We start from the raw sequence: 16,342 nt of genomic DNA, 5'->3' as shown, positions 1-16,342 counted from the left end.
CTTCGTTCTCCTCTTCTTCTATTCCCCCGACAAATACTTGTGATAACAGCTTCCCTCCAGAGAAACCATACATGCTCCCTGTGGGTTCTGCGGTGTACAAGCTTTTCCAAAAAGGGGACAATCTCCGGACTCCAAAAGCCCCATCAATATCTCACCACACTTACAATGAGCATTCATCTTATTATCCTCTACTAACTCCAGACTTCCCATGTCATATTCTCTGTACTCATCTCTCAACACAAGACCGGAACCTTGTACGCATCCCATCCCGCGCCACACAGCATCACATGGTTCAAAATACTTATTAATCATCTGGTCTGCAATGGCGTTTTTACCGTGTTCTACAACTGACGTATAGTAATTATTGACACTATAATTCTTCTCTTTTACCATCTCAAGAAGCCCATATATTGCAATCACCAATTCCTTATCTGAAAATCCGCTGACTGCAAATGGAATCTCATGCTTCTTTGCTATCGGCTCAAATATCTCACTTCCTGTAACTGCACACACATGCCCGGGAGCGATAAATCCGTCAATCTTGGCCCCATTGTCTATCAACCACTCGATAACTCTTGGCATGGTCTTGATAGCCGTCAACAGCCGAATATTTTTAATATTTTTCTTTGTGATTTCATCCATCAGCAAGGCAAATACAGGTGCAGTGGTCTCAAATCCTATAGCAGCAAAGGTAAAGCAAGTCTCCGGTTCCTTTTCAGCGAGTCCTATGACATCCAGAGGAGAATAAACCATCTCCACGCCGGCTCCCTGGCCCTGAGCTTCCCTGAGAGTCGACCGGCTTCCCGGCACTCTGAGCAAGTCCCCAAAAGAAGCGACTTTATTGCCTTCTTTACTTGCAATCTCAATCAACCTATCCACATATGAGGACGGTGTGACACATACCGGACAACCCGGTCCACTTATCAACTTGATTTTATCGGAAAGAATCGAACGAATACCATACTTGGCAATCGCCGCTGTATGACTTCCACAGATCTCCATAAGCCTAATCTCCGGCCCGTCATAATTCCTCAACTTTTCGACAATATCACTAATCTCCATCTTCTTTGCCTCTCTTATCATCTTCTATCGAGAATCACATGCCACCCATTAACTCGATAATCTCTTCTGCCTCAGTCTTCTTCACCTTCTGGATAACACATCCCGCATGAACTAACACATAGTCATCCACCTGTACATCCACAAGTCCGACATGAGCATTTACTTCATTGCCGGAGAAGTTTACGACAGCAGTAGAGCCATCTATTTTCTTAACAATTCCAGGCATAGCAACACACATAATTATCATCCTTTCCTTATTCCACCAACTTGCAGGCAAGCAATGCCTGTCCCACACACAAGCCGGCATCTCCCGGCGGTAGTTCTTCGCTTATATAAACCCTGCCGCCAATATCTTCTATCCTTTTAATTATCATCTCAGTTAATATCTTATTGCAAAATGTTCCGCCAGACAAGACAAGCTTATAGTCAATCTCATCCACGGCGCAAACTGCATTATATATGCCGATAATATAATTTGCAATACCCTTAATAAAGCTAAAGCTCAACATGTCTACAAATGTAGACTGTTCTTTTTTGCTTCTCTTTCCCTTCGCAAAGAATTCTGAAAGATGCTCCAGAAGGGCATTTATCATATCTACAGGTGTAGACATATATGTGATATCCACACTTGGTATCTCATCATAATCCATACCAGCATATTTTTTCATATGGCTTATCGCTCTGTATTCTAGCTCTATCGGGCATTCTCCCTCGTACTCATTATATGAGGAGATTCCCAGGAGTGCGCTGACTGCGTCAAACAATCTTCCCATGGAACTAGTCATATAGCTGGACAGCTCCATATCCATAGCTAGACTTATCATATTGTACTTTTCGTCGTAGAGCCACGGAACATTTTTCATTAAACTACACTTGTAGTCCTCGGGTAATCTTGAGTTTCTGATATATCCATAAAGTGTTCTCTCCGCATTTTTAGCACTTGCATCTCCACCTGGAATATCAACCATTTTAATCTGGCTCTCTCTCTCAAAAGTTATGCTGTCCTCATCATGGTAGCACGTAAAAATCTCTCCGCCCCAAATATTTCCATCATCCCCATATCCGGTTCCATCAAATGCAACTCCGAGAATGTGTCCTCTTATCCCATGTTCAGCCACTACAGCCGCAATATGAGCCTTGTGATGCTGTACATGTTTGAGAGATTTGGCATTCTCATCTGCGTCTAGTCTCTGCACTGTCAGATAACCGGGATGCTTGTCACAAACTTTTGGCATATCCTTGGCTCCGAGAAGCCTCTTCATCCTAACTTCCTCAGCTATATAAGCAGGGAATGCATCATAATTTCCCATATCACCAAAAGGCTGACTCACGTAGGCTCTTCCGCCCTTACATATGGCAAAACTGGTCTTAAGATCTCCACCTGCTGCGTGAATCTCATCTTGGAAGTCCACATTTATCGGAAGGGGTACAAATCCCCTAGAACGTCGTAAAATCTGTCTTCTTCCCGCCACAAATCTAACTATAGAATCATCTAGCGGAGTCACAATTATGCGGTCATTGCTGAGAATTCTCAGCTCGATATCGGGATAGGTTTTCTCCAGGTAGCGAAACCAACCCTCTACCTCTCTTCGCTCCGTCAACATCAAATCGCCTGAAGAATTAGCGCTTGTCATCACAAGCTGCTTCATCTCTTTCATTATTAACATTTGAATAGGATTACAAGGTAACATCATTCCCATAAACGGACTATTTACCGTAACTCCCCTTGCAATCGCTTTTTTAACATTCTTTTCTTCTTTTTTTTCCAGCAAAACTATAGGCCTTGCCGGAGATAACATCTCTGCTTCTTCTTTCTCGGAAATATCGGCAAACTTCTTGGCAGTATCAATACTATCTACCATTACGGCAAAAGGCTTTGTAGCCCTCCCTTTGATGGTTCTAAGGTTGGCAAGAGCCTCTTCATTGGCAGGATCACAGGCCAGATGAAAACCGCCTATCCCCTTTATTGCCAGTATCATTCCTTCCTTCAGGTCTTTGACTGCTTGTCTTATACATATATTGTCAATCTCACACAAATCGGGTTGCTCTACATCTCCATAACTAAGCTTAGGACCGCAATCCGGGCATGCAATAGTCTGGGCATGACATCTCACATCAGTCGGTGTGGTATATTCGACATTGCACTCATCACAAGTGTCAAACATAGACATGGTAGTATTCTCTCTGTCATAGGGAAATTGTCTGATAATGCTATATCTCGGTCCACATGAAGTACAGCTGATGAAAGGATGTCTGAACCTTTTATTCGATTCATCAAACAACTCAGCTTCACATCTTGGGCAAGTTGCTATATCAGCCGGAATAATAGGAAATTGCTGTAACTTGACCTCTCCATGTTCATCACTGTTAATAATTCTGAACTCTTCAAAGTTTGGATTGACAGAAACTTCCTCCTCTGTAATCTTAGTTACAACAGCACCTGTAGGGCACTCAGTTTCCAATTTTTCGCGGAATTCCTTGATTCTACTACTGTCTCCTGAAACCATTATAGTAACTATTCCACCTTGGTTTCTCACCCAACCTGTTAGATTTAATTTTTTTGCCATTAAAGAGATAAAAGGGCGGTAACCTACACCCTGTACCAGCCCCTCTATCATATATTTAACTGTTATATTATCCACTGTTACTCCTTGTTCTCAGGAGCCTTATCTGCAGCCGGCTTTGGTGCTGCTGGTTTGGCAGCTGGCTTTGGTGGTGGTGGCACCTCAACCTTAACCGTCTGTATAGTCTTTTCAGATGAAGGCTCTGTATAACCAGGCACGATGCTGAGACATTTCTTTGGACATTTCTCAACACAGTATCCACACTGTATACAATCATAACCGTTAATTGCCCATGTTCCACCTGCGCGATCAACTTTGATTGCTCCCGGTGGACAACTTCTCATACACATTCCACAGAGAATACATGGATCATCATCTAATACTACGTGACCTCTTGTGCGCTCAGGATATTCCTTGGGCTCAAATGGATAAGAAGTCGTAGCTGGCTTTGAAACTAAGTTCTTAAGCGCGATTTTGGTAAAACTCATTATCTTACTCATTTCTATTCCTCCTTATCTCTCTGTACAACTAATACATGGATCAATTGTAAGTACCAATAGTGGCACATCGCCGTACTGAGCTCCCTGCAAAATCTTTACCAATGATGGAAGGTTTGCAAAAGTAGGAGTGCGGACACGCATACGATCCAAGTTCTTAGTTCCATTAGCTCGTGAATAGTAGAATGCCTCTCCACGTGGCTGCTCAAATCTTACAAAAGCTTCTCCCTTAGGGAATCCCTTAGCCATAACTGAGAGTTCCGTATCCGGAATCTGAGCAATTGCCTGACGGATAATCTCAATTGACTGGAATATCTCACCAATACGAACTTCACATCTTCCATAACTATCACATCTATCGCTTGTGATTACCTGGAAATCAATATCTTTGTATGCTGCATATCCTGTCTTACGCATGTCAACTTCGATTCCGCTGGCTCTCATCATAGGTCCAACAGCTCCACATGCAATAGCATCTTCCTTTGAAAGAATACCGATGCCCTCAAGACGAGACTTAACAGTATAATCATTCATGAATACCTTAGTAGCCTTCTTAAGCTCTTTTTGCATACCATCTAATCTCTTCATAAAATCAGCTAACATCTCTGCAGGCATGTCCTTCAAAACTCCACCAATTTTGTTGACAGAGAAGATAACACGTCCACCGGTTGACTCTTCAAACATATCGAGAATTTTCTCACGAATCTTCCAACACTCCATGAAAAGTGCCTCAAAACCAAAGGCATCAGCCAACAATCCAAGCCAAAGAAGATGGCTGTGAAGTCTTGACATCTCGCACCATATTGTTCTGAGATAGTTAGCGCGCTCAGGAACCTCAAGTCCCATGATTTTCTCTATCGTTGAGCAATATCCCATACCATGCATAAATGAGCAGATACCACAGATACGCTCTGTTACATATGCCATTTCATTGAAATCTTTTTTGGCAACCAAACTCTCCAATCCACGGTGAATATAACCAATTGAAGGAAGGGCTTCTACAACTGTCTCATCTTCCAAAACAAGGTCAAGATGGATTGGCTCCGGCAAAACCGGATGTTGTGGTCCAAAAGGAACTATACTTCTCTTTGCCATTTACTTTTCCTCCTTCTTAACAAATGGTGTAGTCTCTTTGATTCTATAAAGCTTATCCTGACAATCTACAGCCATATTGGTTACATTAAGTCCAAACAACTCATGCATCTCATTTTCATAGAATACCGCCGAATCATAGATCCTGGAAATACTTAGTACTTCCTCGTCCTTGCCAACTTCTAATCTAAAGTGAACAACCTCCAAATCTTTACAAAATGAATAGCTCACCTCATATGTTGTGCCATCAACGAACGCACAGCAAATCTGACCTAGGCGCCAGTTTTCATTGCGTTTTTTCTGAACTTCAGGAAGAAATTCATCTTTTTCTAACTTGATAATATCTTGTCCAAGATCTTGCATTATTCCTCTCCTCCTTCAGTCTCTACTGCTGCAACAGTTTCCTCTGTTTCAGCCTCTTCATCTCCAGGTACTTCATCGACTTCCACAAAGTCGCCATCTTTGCTCTTCTCCTTGAAGAGAGCAACAGCCTTGACAACACCATCAATGATTGACTCTGGTCTTGCAGCGCATCCAGGAACGTAAATGTCCACCGGAATAACTGTATCTACTCCACCTTGAATATTATAGCACTCCTTGAAGACGCCTCCTGTACATGCACATGTACCGATGGCAAGAACCACCTTAGGATTAGGCATCTGATTATATATCTGTTTAACTACCTCTGCATTCTGTGTATTGATTCCTCCTGTCACTAGGAAGATATCCGCATGCATAGGATTTCCTGTATTTACTACGCCAAATCTCTCTACATCATATACTGGAGTTGTACATGCGAGAACTTCGATATCGCATCCATTACAACTTGATCCATCATAATGCAAGAGCCATGGGGATTTATGTATACTATTCATATCTCTCAATCCTTTCTTTCCGTTTTTATCTCATATACTCAAGAATCAACAAGTTGACGCCGCCACAAACCAATGAGATAATCCATGTCAACTTAAACATAAGCTGCCACTTTACACGAGCTGATGTGTTGTCTATCAGTATTTCCAAGAAAAATGCTGCGAAAGCAACAACAACAGCAACGACATAACTGATTGGATTGCTGTTTACAAAGAACAATCCTACGATTCCAAGAAGGAATACGTATTCATACCATTCTGCAAGAGTAGTAAGCGCGAACTCCGGACCTACCATCTCCACTGTGATACCTCTTACGATTTCCTGGTGTGCATGATGTGATGCACTGAGGTCGAATGGTGACTTTCTAAACTTAATAGTTAAGATATATACAAATCCCAAGAAGAATCCTGGCAACATAATGATTGCCGGCTTATCCATCTTGATAATATCTTCTACTTTGAAACTACCTGTTGCCAGATAAAAACCTATAGCTGTCAACAAAACCATTGGCTCATATGACATCATCTGCATCATCTCACGATGTGTTCCTATAGAAGCAAATGGCGAATGTGTTGATGAAGACGCCAAAATAAGGAACATAACTACTGTTGACAATACGAAGAAGCACATGAGAAGGTCCATTCCTGCGAAGAACATCGCTCCGGTAACGATCATAAATATGAGATATGATATTACCATGAACAACTGCATCTTGTTAACTGACAGGAACTGCTTATCAAACAACTTCTTAAGGTCATAGAAAGGCTGCAATACTGATGGTCCCTTTCTTCCCTGCATTCTCGCAGAAAGCTTTCTGTCAATACCATCGAGAAGCCCGCCGATAAAAGGAGCAAGTATAATAAATGCAACCACTGTTATAATCTTACACATCATTATAATGCACCTCCAATCACAATACCGAGGAAGATGAGAATAATAGCAATTCCTCCCCACATAGCCGGTTTAAACAGCTTTGCTTCACCAAACCAGTCATCAAGATACCAGTTTGATACTTTAAGTTCCTTAGCTTCACCCATAGCATCGACAAAGTTTTTATTGTCTCCGGTATTGGCTCCGCCCATGTATGCCATAACATCCTTGTGCTTAACACTTCTTGCCACACCATATGTGATAAGCGGAATGACAAAAATTGCAGACACAAGAATAACCATTGTCCAAATATTTGACTCAGAAATCGCAGGAACTGCTGAACCAAATACATCCTTTACATAAGGCTCAACAACCTTGATTGAGATAATTGGAAGACTTGTCACAGCAATCAAAAGCATGATTGCATGAGCGAACATAGAGAAGTACTCATTACCCTCTGTAACGTCTTTTTCATTTTTCTCTCCGATTCCAAGGATCTTTGCAAACCACTTTGTCCAGTAGAACATAGTTGTCGCACTACCAAATGCAATGAAAAGAACCATAATAGTACTTGGCGCATCCACAAATGCTTTGAGTGCTGCCCACTTCGAAATAAGCATTCCAAATGGTGCCAAGAACATTCCGGCAATACCAAGCATCAAGATAAATGCAAGCTTGGGATATCTCAAAGCTAAGCCCTGCATATCCTCTATATCCCTACTACCTGTTGAGTTTTCAATAGCTCCAACACACTGGAACATCATAGACTTGGTAATAGCATGGAAAATAATGAGGAATGCCGCTGCCCATATAGTTTCCTTGGTTCCAATTCCCGCACATCCAACAATCAAACCGAGGTTTGAGATTGTAGAGTATGCCAAAACCTTCTTGCCGTCACTCTGTGATATAGCAAGAACTGACGCCATGAAGAATGTAAATCCTCCGGCGAGATATATCATCTGACCTGCAGTATTGCCATTCATAGCAATCGCAATTCTCACGAGAAGATAAACTCCCGCTTTAACCATCGTCGCACTGTGAAGCAATGCTGATGAAGGTGTAGGTGCAACCATGGCACCGAGCAACCATCCTGAGAATGGGAACTGCGCTGACTTAGTCAAAGCAGCAAATCCAAGCAATGCTATAGGAATAAGCAAGCCATATTGATTTCCGTACTGTGAAGCAATCTTCACGATAAAGTATAAATCAACACTTCCTATAAATGTAAATGCAAATGCTATCGCAAGTGCAATACCCAGTCCGCCCAAAAGGTTCATCCACAAAGCTTTAAATGAATTGTTTGTGGCTTCTTCTGTCTGTGTATATCCAATAAGAAGGAAAGAACATACACTGGTAACTTCCCAGAAGAAGTACAACCAGATAAGGTTTGCTGAAGTAACAAGACCAAACATTGCTCCGTAGAAAAGGAACATGATGCTGAAGAAAAATGCTCGGCGATCTTTGACCTCTGAGTGGTGTACATGGTACCCTCTCATGTATCCAACTGCGTAGATACCGATTCCGACGCCGACGATACCGATAATGAGAATCATGATGACACTCAACCAGTCCATCTTCATGTGATCTCTAACAATAACAAGCTTTGGTCCAAATAACTCCAATCCGGTAACAAGACATGTCTGTACAATCGCAAGTACGCTGATGATGCCCTTCTTAGCTTTGACTGACAAGTAGATAATCACAAGCATAAGAACATACTCAAGTACCAAGATTGCATGATCCCATATCTCAGTCTGTGGCAAATCAAATGTTAATACTTCGCCTTTTTTAAACCACAGTACCGCAACTGTAACTGCAAGCCCAGCAATCACAGTCCCAAACAGATAAGTAAGAATTCCTCTTACCTTATCATTGGATACTAGAGCCATGATGAGCGCCATAACGATAGGCGCACAAATTAGTACGGTAATCAAATTTTCCATATCTAACTCTCCTTAATATAATGTTAGCCATAAAAGCCTTATATATTATAACACAAACTCACTAAAATTGTAATGAATTTTATTAATTATTTTCCCGATTTTTCTCGATTTTTCAAGTTTTCTCGCCCCAAAACTTTATAATACAAAAAATGTCTTACAAGCAAAGCTTGTAAGACCAGCAATATGCGTTTCAAAAAAAATGCTCCTCGTTTTCACGAAGAGCATTAAAATAACCACGTTATATGTAAGGAATTTGATAGGCTTACTCGAATGTCAAAATGTCTGTAAATCCGGTTATTTCAAACACTTCCATGACATCGTCGTTTACATTCTTGATGACCATCTTTCCCTGCTTATTCATCTTCTTCTGAGTACTCAAAAGAACACGAAGACCAGCAGATGAGATATATACCAAATCCTTAAAGTCAATAACAAGATCTGTTATTCCTTCAATGCTATCAAGTATAATAGTCTCTAGCTCTGGTGCCGTCGATGTATCCAATCTCTCGGATACTGCCAATGTTAGTTTGCTTCCGTCCTTGATCTTATCTACTTTCATAGTTTTGCCTCCTTAAATTTCTCTCTAAGCTACTTAACCAATATTCTTGACAATTTTCAGAATATTTTTCCCATTAGTATACTCATAAACTACATTGTCCATGGTCTTCTTGACCATAAATATACCCAATCCCCCGATCTCACGCTCTTCTGCTGATAAAGTTACGTCAGGATCCTCTTTTTTAAGCGGATCATAAGGCACACCGTTATCAATAAAAGTAATCTCAACCGAAAGTGGATCTTCGATAACTTCTACTCTTACAGTAGCCTCTCCTACCTCTGGATTGTATGCATAGTTTGCAATATTGGAAAATAGTTCGTCAATTGCAATATCAATCTGCATCTGAGCTTTTGGTGGACAATCAAATCTCTCCAACTCCGCATCCACAAATTCCGTGACTTTGCGAACATTATCAATGCTAGCAACAACTGTTACCTCTTTCATAGTACCCCCCTTGTCGACTAGACGAATCTAAAACCAAGCAGAGCTCCCTTCATACTTAATCTAAATTCTTCTTAATTGCCTCAAGCAACTCATCATACTCTTCAAAAGCAGGCAACTGAGGATACTCAGCCTTAATCGCATCTGTGCTCTTGAAAAGAAATCCAGCCTTGCTGTTAAGAATCATGCCCAAATCGTTGTGACTGTCGCCACTTGCGATTGTGTCATAACCTATAGACTGCAATGCCTTAACTGTTGTGAGCTTTGACTGCTCACATCTCATTCTAAAACCAGTGATCTCACCGTTCTCTGCAACTTCAAGTGTGTTGCAGAAAATAGTCGGCATGCCGAGCTTCTCCATCAACGGCTTTGCAAACTGTGTAAATGTATCACTGATAATAATTACCTGAGTCAAGCTTCTCAATTCATCCAAGAAAGCTTTGGCACCCGGCAATGGATCAATAGTTGCAATTGTATCCTGAATCTCTTTGAGACCAAGTCCATGTTCTCTTAAGATGTCAAGTCTATAATTCATCAACTTATCATAATCTGGTTCGTCTCTAGTTGTCCTCTTGAGTTCTGGAATCCCAGTAGCCTCAGCAAACGCTATCCAAATCTCTGGAACCAATACACCTTCTAAATCTAAACAAACAATATTCACTTTTGTTTCCTCCTTTATTTGTTCCCGATAATAGCGTTATTATATCATATTTGGGAAGATATATCAACTATATTGAAACTTTTCCATTATCTTGATTATTTTGCTCTCATCCATGGCGAAGGCCTCCACAACCAATGGATCAAAGTGATTTCCGGCTCCCTCCTTTATGATACTCATAGCCTTTTCAAAGGAGAAAGCATCCTTATATACTCGCTTTGACACCAAGGCGTCAAACACATCTGCCACGGCCATAACTCTCGCAGAAAGCGGTATGTCCTCTCCCGAAAGACCCTCCGGATATCCCTTGCCATTCCACTTTTCATGGTGATAAGCCGCCAGATTTCTCGCCTCTGCCAAGTAAGTAGATCCTGATATACTTTTCATGGCCTGATCAATTATATCTCTTCCGGCTGTAGTATGTAGTTTCATCAACTCGAACTCTTCGTCTGTGAGTCGACCCGGCTTGTTGAGAATTCTATCTGACACACTTATCTTTCCGATATCATGTAACGGAGCTGAATGGTAAACATCATAGATAAACTCCGGTGTAATCTCATCCGTATAAGCTCCCATCTTGAGAAGGTTTTCCATGATCAACTTGGTATATTCGGCCGTTTTTCTAACGTGATCACCTGTGCTCTGGTCACGGCTCTCGACCAAATCCGCCAATATCATAATCAGACCTATTTGCATCTGAGATATCTGATCATTTTGCTTCTCCATCTTCTCCACAAAACTCATACTCTCCTTGGTTGTGGCAAGAATGGACTTATAGAGATTCTCAATCTCATCTCCTGTTTCAATTCGCAAGTCCTCTAGTATCTCTACGTTCTGCTTTCTGGTCTTTTCGCTGTCATATGCAAAATCGCTTGCACTTATGGAAATAGCATTAATAGGATAGACAATGTCATATCTCGCAACCCACAATGCCAGTGATATTAGGAGAATCGTAAAGGCCATGAAGGAGGAAATAATCTTCACCAAATAAGCTATTTCATCATTCCTTACATCATCCATTGAGATATCTGCCGATGCATAACAAACCACATTCCCTTGGCCGTCCCGCACGGGAACATATGCTGTCAAAAGCCACCCGTAGGTATCATCCGTAATCACCGCCGGAATCTCTTCACCTCTCAAAAGCGCCGGAACATTTTCCTCAAAGGACTTGTCAAATGGCAGTATATCTCCCGGTTTGTCCTTTTCATCTCCTATGCTATTTACATCAAAGACAACGTGACATCCATCTTCTTGGATCTTATATACATAAACATACTGAATATTTTTCGTTTTAACTGCAAGATTCTCTAGTTTTTTCTCAATCCCCACATACTCAGAATTAGAGCTTCCCTCTCTGATATATGTTTCTATATGGTCCGGATTAATTGTAGTGGCCACAAGCTCTGCCACACTTCTTGCGATAACTTCGTTCTTATCCACGAGAGAGACCCTATAAAGGTAAAAACTCACGCTACACCCTATCAGCGTAATCATGATACAAGTCATAACAAGAAGAAAAATAGTCTTAGTTTTCAGGGACCACTGCCTGATTCTCTTTCTTCCTGACGCCTTGTGTTCTCCCCTGGTCATAGGGCGCTGCTTCCAGCCCTCAATCATCAGCTTCTTCCTAAAGTCTTCGCTCACAAATCTCAAAATGACATATACGACAATCAGCGATATTAACTTGTCGATGAAATCGCCGCAAAGGGAGTCAAGTATCTCCAGGAGAAGTCCATTGCTGACAAACCCCTCCGGCAAAAAATTGGGCATATATATGCCCGTTCTATACGTCTCATAGACATAGTGTGATATGACTGCTCCGACTCCGCCGCCAACAGCTGCCACACAAATCAAGCAGAGGAGTTTCCCATAGAGTTTCTTGAGAATCCCTCTGTCATTGAGGACTGACACAATAAACGCAATCATAACATTGATTATACAAAAGTAAAATGATGTGCCACCCGTGACTCCCGTCAAAATATTGGTTGCCAATCCCGTAAATATTCCGGGAAGCATACCACCGGTTAACGCTATTAAAATTGTCCCTATGGTATCAAGATAAATAGGCGCACCAAAGAAACTTACAATCTTCGATCCTGTGTAATTTACAAGTACTCCGAATACAATTAATGCCAACGCTTTGGCATATTGCATTCTTCGATTAGTTCTAATATCCATACTCTTTTCCATACTTTTTCTCACTCCAGTAACCGCTTACTATCTGTTGTCACTTATAACAACACCCTTAACCCTAGCCTGGATAGCAAGCTCTGTTCTATTATCAAATCCTGTTTTCTCTAGCATATGCTGAATATGACTTCTAACGGTATTAACTGAAATATTCAGTCTGGCAGATATCTCTTGGTTGCTGGCTCCCGTCGTCAGCTCCCGCAAAACAAGCAATTCTGTGCTTGTCAAATCATCACTTTGGGCGCATCCAATCTCTTGGACGGGCGCTTTGTCAGGATATACCGACTCCCCCTTCATAGTCCTGTCGAGAATATCCATAAAATCCATTCCCTGAACTTCTTTGTACCAGAAACTATCTACACCATAGGCCTTGGCCTTCTCGATGTAACTAACTTCAGGCATAGATGTCACAATAATAATCTTGACCTGCGGATATGTTTTTTTGATCTTTTTTGCCGCATCCAAACCACTAATCCCCGACGTCATCACCACGTCCATGATAATAACATCCACCTGATACATGGCAAGATATACATCTACCGTCTCCGCATTGTCCAGCGAATACAAAAGCTTATAATCATCTGAATTCTCGATATAATTCTCAAAAACCTGTCTGGACATATTCTGGTCATCAACGACTATAACATTATACATAACTGATCCTCTTTTATACCTTCGGGAAACTGATACTGAGTTCAAACCGCGGCGTGGATTCAATCCACATCTTGCCCCCGGCATTCTCCACTTTAGTGCGCAACATTCCCAGCCCTCCTGTCTCGCATATATCAGCTTCCGGCACCTTTCCATTATTAGTAATTTTAATCATTATTCTCCCGTTATCATCCCTGCTCACAATGTTCATCTGAGTGGCCTTCGCATGCCTGATTGCATTAGTCAAGCACTCATGAACTGCTATTACTATTATATCATTTTTTAGTACTATTTGTGAAGTTATATTATCAATTTTTATCTCAACTCCAACATTTTTTGCCGCCTCTAACAACCTGTCAAAAGAATTAGTGTCATCCCCTCTTGTTCTAAACCTTTTGAGCATTGACATGTTGTCTCTCCACATTTTGCCCAAATCCCTGACACCTTCCGCAGAAAAGCCATCTTCTAGGGCTTTCCTCGTGGCCAAGCCCGCATATCCCAAGCTGTCGTGAATATTTATCTTGGCCTTGAGCTCCTCCTGCTGGATCGTTATCATTTTGATAGATTTGTTGATTTCCTCTCGCAGCTTTATGTTCTTTTCCTGTTCTTCATTATACTCTTCCAACTGCTTGTTAATATTATATAACTCCGTGACATCCGCCGCAATCAACTCACTCATCATGGCATTTCTCACATTTATATAATCAAAGTTGAATGCCATGACTCTTCCATCTCCGATTTCCACAATAGCAGTCTCATCATCCGACACCCCTTCAAATGCACGTCTCTTCAGGTCAAACCCATTATCCACAATTCTCCCCATGAGTTTCTCTGAGACATCCATCATGAAGTGGTTCATCAGCCTTATTAACCCCGTATCCGTATAATAGCAGATACCCATGGGAAGGGTGTCAAGGCTCTCCTTTAAGTTCATGGCATCAATTCGAGACTTTTTATTCCTAAAAATCCTTTTATTCAAGACAAATAGTCCGACAGACATTTCCACCACACCAAATATATAAAGCCACACAGGAAAAGACAGAAGGAAAAGCTCAAATTTTGTATACTCTCTTCCCGAATAATAGCCTGCCATCTCCCGTCCGGTTACGATGCTAGCCAACATAAATACAAAGCATTTTATAGCAAGCACCATCCCGATATATAGGCTTATCTTGTCATATTTATATGCTGATAACCGGTATATAACCATGGTATAGACGCCCAGAAATGCAATAAATATAATAGAATTAGCAACTGCTATTTCCCTGGGCATATTGTACAAAGGTTCCATACTCTCTCCTTTATCCCTTCGCGATATACTCGATATAAAGCATATCGTCCTCTCTGTATACTCTTGTTCCCAAAGCAAATTCTGCCTTGTCCGGAGTTGCCTTACCACCCTCCATCACTGCTCTGAAGATTATATTATCCTCTTGTTTAAAAATACTTACCATAACCGCTTTCAATTCATCTATTGTCGCTTCAATTCCCTTACAAAAGTTCTCTAGTGCCTCTACTTGTGTGTGAGTTTGTGTGACGAAATATTTATCACAAAAACACTTGCACAAAACTCCCTTAATCCTCATATTTTCCATTATTTCATTTACGGCAAGGAACAGTTCCTCCACGCTGGATTCTTTGTTCGTATCTTCTATTATCATATAATTGCTTCGTCGCTTTACGTATGCATTGTATATGCAAATCTTGTAAAACACTTCTTTGTTTCGCTCCTCATCATCTCCTATCTCCCCGAGAAGAGATTCAATCTTCTCTATTTCAGGTGCGAGAATGACGGGAATCTGGTCATAAATCTTATTCTTAACCTCAAGTGCTGCCTGCTTTTTCTTAGTCTCAATGGCATTTTCAACCAAGAGTTCTCTGTTCTCAAGCTGCTCTCTCATCTCTATTAATTCATGTCTGTATGCCTCGAGAAATGAGATATCCTCGATCCACTCAAATTCTCCGCCCACAATCTTTTCTCGGTGAATTATCGTTCCCTCTTTTTTGTCCCTGAGACTGGCGTAATCCGTACTGTATTCCGTTCCACCTGCGTTGTTGTAAAAACATGCGGGAATAGAGGATTTTACGAATATTTCTTCATAATCATCGTTACTGAGAATATATCCGACTTGAATACAGGATTCTATAAATAGCATTATCATCAAACAATACCCCTGACTGAGGGGAATGAATTCTTTAATCGATTTGCCCCAAAAAATCGGAAGTCTAGTATTGTGAAGGGTCACATATAGAATTCCCAACACCAACGGCATCATAGGGATATATGCACGCTTTCTGATTTGAGGTAGATTACAATTAATTAGGACTACCAAAAAGGAGAAAAACATCATGGAAACCATCCAAACCACCAGAATATAATATCCCCAGCGATAAGAATAGTCTGATATATCTCTCGGATTTACATCAAATATACACTCGTGTAAATCGTTAGTTAGAACAAATAACATAAGGGCCACTGCCATTATCCAAAGGGCTCTGAAATCTCTGCTTTTGAGGCTGTGTGGCGATGTTTCTCCATTAGTTGTCACTACTCTAAAACAGAGCAAAGGAAGCGCAATCATAGGTATATAATACATATACCAAAGATACTTCTTTATCATGTCCGCACCCTGCCATATAGCTATCTCGTACTTGGAAAAGTGCAATAAAAAGTATATCAAAATAAACCATCCTATGATGGTTATCTTTCTCCTGATATCTGCATGTATAATTCGCTGTCTGACTGACTGAATCCAAATTACTATTGCAATAGAAAAAAGAACCAACATTGGATAGCCATGCCAGCTTGCCTTAGATGAAAATACTATTATCATAATAGCTATAATAATAAAGGGCACAGCATTGATAATATTGACGATGGTTTTATTCTTATTCATATACTTAGCCTCCAATGATAATTTTACATCATTTTAAGCATT

The 16,342-nt window shown here is 40.9% G+C and carries 16 protein-coding genes; all 16 read right to left on the bottom strand.

Features of this window, described 5'->3' with window-relative positions; genetic code table 11:
• Positions 1-18 precede the first annotated feature (18 nt).
• Positions 19-1,062, bottom strand: coding sequence for a hydrogenase formation protein HypD (hypD, locus tag L877_RS0106260; protein ID WP_026835348.1), 1,044 nt, complete (start codon positions 1,060-1,062; stop codon positions 19-21).
• Positions 1,063-1,096: 34 nt separating this feature from the next.
• Positions 1,097-1,300 (bottom strand): HypC/HybG/HupF family hydrogenase formation chaperone, encoded by a 204-nt coding sequence (locus L877_RS0106255; RefSeq protein ID WP_026835347.1) that lies wholly within the window; start codon positions 1,298-1,300, stop codon positions 1,097-1,099.
• A 16-nt stretch (positions 1,301-1,316) separates the two neighbouring features.
• Positions 1,317-3,680, bottom strand: coding sequence for a carbamoyltransferase HypF (gene hypF, locus L877_RS0106250; protein WP_278244186.1), 2,364 nt, complete (start codon positions 3,678-3,680; stop codon positions 1,317-1,319).
• Positions 3,681-3,706: 26 nt separating this feature from the next.
• Complete coding sequence (locus tag L877_RS12435; protein WP_051437716.1) at positions 3,707-4,126, bottom strand: 4Fe-4S dicluster domain-containing protein; 420 nt, start codon at positions 4,124-4,126, stop codon at positions 3,707-3,709.
• A gap of 12 nt (positions 4,127-4,138) precedes the next feature.
• The gene (locus tag L877_RS0106240) at positions 4,139-5,218 is read right to left on the bottom strand and encodes a hydrogenase large subunit (protein ID WP_026835345.1); all 1,080 of its coding nucleotides are present in this window, start codon (positions 5,216-5,218) and stop codon (positions 4,139-4,141) included.
• On the bottom strand, positions 5,219-5,578 hold the full coding sequence (locus L877_RS0106235; RefSeq protein ID WP_034785248.1) for an NADH-quinone oxidoreductase subunit C: 360 nt from the start codon (positions 5,576-5,578) through the stop codon (positions 5,219-5,221).
• Positions 5,578-6,090, bottom strand: a complete 513-nt coding sequence (locus L877_RS12430; RefSeq protein ID WP_084554804.1) for an NADH-quinone oxidoreductase subunit B family protein — start codon at positions 6,088-6,090, stop codon at positions 5,578-5,580. Before L877_RS12430 ends, L877_RS0106235 begins: the two co-directional genes overlap by 1 nt.
• 25 nt (positions 6,091-6,115) lie before the next feature.
• On the bottom strand, positions 6,116-6,982 hold the full coding sequence (locus L877_RS0106225) for an NADH-quinone oxidoreductase subunit H (protein ID WP_423219304.1): 867 nt from the start codon (positions 6,980-6,982) through the stop codon (positions 6,116-6,118).
• Positions 6,982-8,901, bottom strand: a complete 1,920-nt coding sequence (locus L877_RS0106220; protein ID WP_026835342.1) for an NADH-quinone oxidoreductase subunit 5 family protein — start codon at positions 8,899-8,901, stop codon at positions 6,982-6,984. The genes L877_RS0106225 and L877_RS0106220 overlap by 1 nt, the downstream gene beginning before the upstream one ends.
• A 262-nt stretch (positions 8,902-9,163) precedes the next feature.
• Positions 9,164-9,460: an STAS domain-containing protein gene (locus tag L877_RS0106215; protein ID WP_026835341.1), complete on the bottom strand. Its 297-nt coding sequence runs from the start codon at positions 9,458-9,460 to the stop codon at positions 9,164-9,166.
• Between the two features lie 33 nt (positions 9,461-9,493).
• The gene (locus L877_RS0106210) at positions 9,494-9,904 is read right to left on the bottom strand and encodes an ATP-binding protein (protein ID WP_026835340.1); all 411 of its coding nucleotides are present in this window, start codon (positions 9,902-9,904) and stop codon (positions 9,494-9,496) included.
• Positions 9,905-9,959: 55 nt separating this feature from the next.
• Positions 9,960-10,562: a bifunctional phosphoserine phosphatase/homoserine phosphotransferase ThrH gene (thrH, locus tag L877_RS0106205; RefSeq protein ID WP_026835339.1), complete on the bottom strand. Its 603-nt coding sequence runs from the start codon at positions 10,560-10,562 to the stop codon at positions 9,960-9,962.
• A 63-nt stretch (positions 10,563-10,625) separates the two neighbouring features.
• A complete protein-coding gene (locus L877_RS13460; RefSeq protein ID WP_051437715.1) occupies positions 10,626-12,752 on the bottom strand; it encodes an HD-GYP domain-containing protein in 2,127 nt (708 codons plus the stop codon).
• Between the two features lie 27 nt (positions 12,753-12,779).
• A complete protein-coding gene (locus L877_RS0106195; protein ID WP_026835338.1) occupies positions 12,780-13,406 on the bottom strand; it encodes a response regulator transcription factor in 627 nt (208 codons plus the stop codon).
• Between the two features lie 13 nt (positions 13,407-13,419).
• The gene (locus L877_RS0106190) at positions 13,420-14,694 is read right to left on the bottom strand and encodes a sensor histidine kinase (protein ID WP_026835337.1); all 1,275 of its coding nucleotides are present in this window, start codon (positions 14,692-14,694) and stop codon (positions 13,420-13,422) included.
• Positions 14,695-14,704: 10 nt separating this feature from the next.
• On the bottom strand, positions 14,705-16,300 hold the full coding sequence (locus tag L877_RS0106185) for a hypothetical protein (protein ID WP_026835336.1): 1,596 nt from the start codon (positions 16,298-16,300) through the stop codon (positions 14,705-14,707).
• Between the last annotated feature and the right edge of the window lie 42 nt (positions 16,301-16,342).

The sequence above is a fragment of the Eubacterium xylanophilum ATCC 35991 genome (assembly GCF_000518685.1).
Taxonomy (GTDB): Bacteria; Bacillota; Clostridia; order Lachnospirales; family Lachnospiraceae; genus Eubacterium_F; species Eubacterium_F xylanophilum.
This window is presented reverse-complemented; position numbering and strand designations above follow the sequence as displayed.

What these genes read in the sequence shown, in the direction of transcription:
- hypD (WP_026835348.1), bottom strand. Translation starts at nt 1,062, where the DNA reads ATGGAGATTAGTGATATTGTCGAAAAGTTGAGGAATTATGACGGGCCG.
- L877_RS0106255 (WP_026835347.1), bottom strand. Translation starts at nt 1,300, where the DNA reads ATGTGTGTTGCTATGCCTGGAATTGTTAAGAAAATAGATGGCTCTACT.
- hypF (WP_278244186.1), bottom strand. Translation starts at nt 3,680, where the DNA reads ATGATAGAGGGGCTGGTACAGGGTGTAGGTTACCGCCCTTTTATCTCT.
- L877_RS12435 (WP_051437716.1), bottom strand. Translation starts at nt 4,126, where the DNA reads ATGAGTAAGATAATGAGTTTTACCAAAATCGCGCTTAAGAACTTAGTT.
- L877_RS0106240 (WP_026835345.1), bottom strand. Translation starts at nt 5,218, where the DNA reads ATGGCAAAGAGAAGTATAGTTCCTTTTGGACCACAACATCCGGTTTTG.
- L877_RS0106235 (WP_034785248.1), bottom strand. Translation starts at nt 5,578, where the DNA reads ATGCAAGATCTTGGACAAGATATTATCAAGTTAGAAAAAGATGAATTT.
- L877_RS12430 (WP_084554804.1), bottom strand. Translation starts at nt 6,090, where the DNA reads ATGAATAGTATACATAAATCCCCATGGCTCTTGCATTATGATGGATCA.
- L877_RS0106225 (WP_423219304.1), bottom strand. Translation starts at nt 6,982, where the DNA reads ATGATGTGTAAGATTATAACAGTGGTTGCATTTATTATACTTGCTCCT.
- L877_RS0106220 (WP_026835342.1), bottom strand. Translation starts at nt 8,901, where the DNA reads ATGGAAAATTTGATTACCGTACTAATTTGTGCGCCTATCGTTATGGCG.
- L877_RS0106215 (WP_026835341.1), bottom strand. Translation starts at nt 9,460, where the DNA reads ATGAAAGTAGATAAGATCAAGGACGGAAGCAAACTAACATTGGCAGTA.
- L877_RS0106210 (WP_026835340.1), bottom strand. Translation starts at nt 9,904, where the DNA reads ATGAAAGAGGTAACAGTTGTTGCTAGCATTGATAATGTTCGCAAAGTC.
- L877_RS13460 (WP_051437715.1), bottom strand. Translation starts at nt 12,752, where the DNA reads ATGGAAAAGAGTATGGATATTAGAACTAATCGAAGAATGCAATATGCC.
- L877_RS0106195 (WP_026835338.1), bottom strand. Translation starts at nt 13,406, where the DNA reads ATGTATAATGTTATAGTCGTTGATGACCAGAATATGTCCAGACAGGTT.
- L877_RS0106190 (WP_026835337.1), bottom strand. Translation starts at nt 14,694, where the DNA reads ATGGAACCTTTGTACAATATGCCCAGGGAAATAGCAGTTGCTAATTCT.
- L877_RS0106185 (WP_026835336.1), bottom strand. Translation starts at nt 16,300, where the DNA reads ATGAATAAGAATAAAACCATCGTCAATATTATCAATGCTGTGCCCTTT.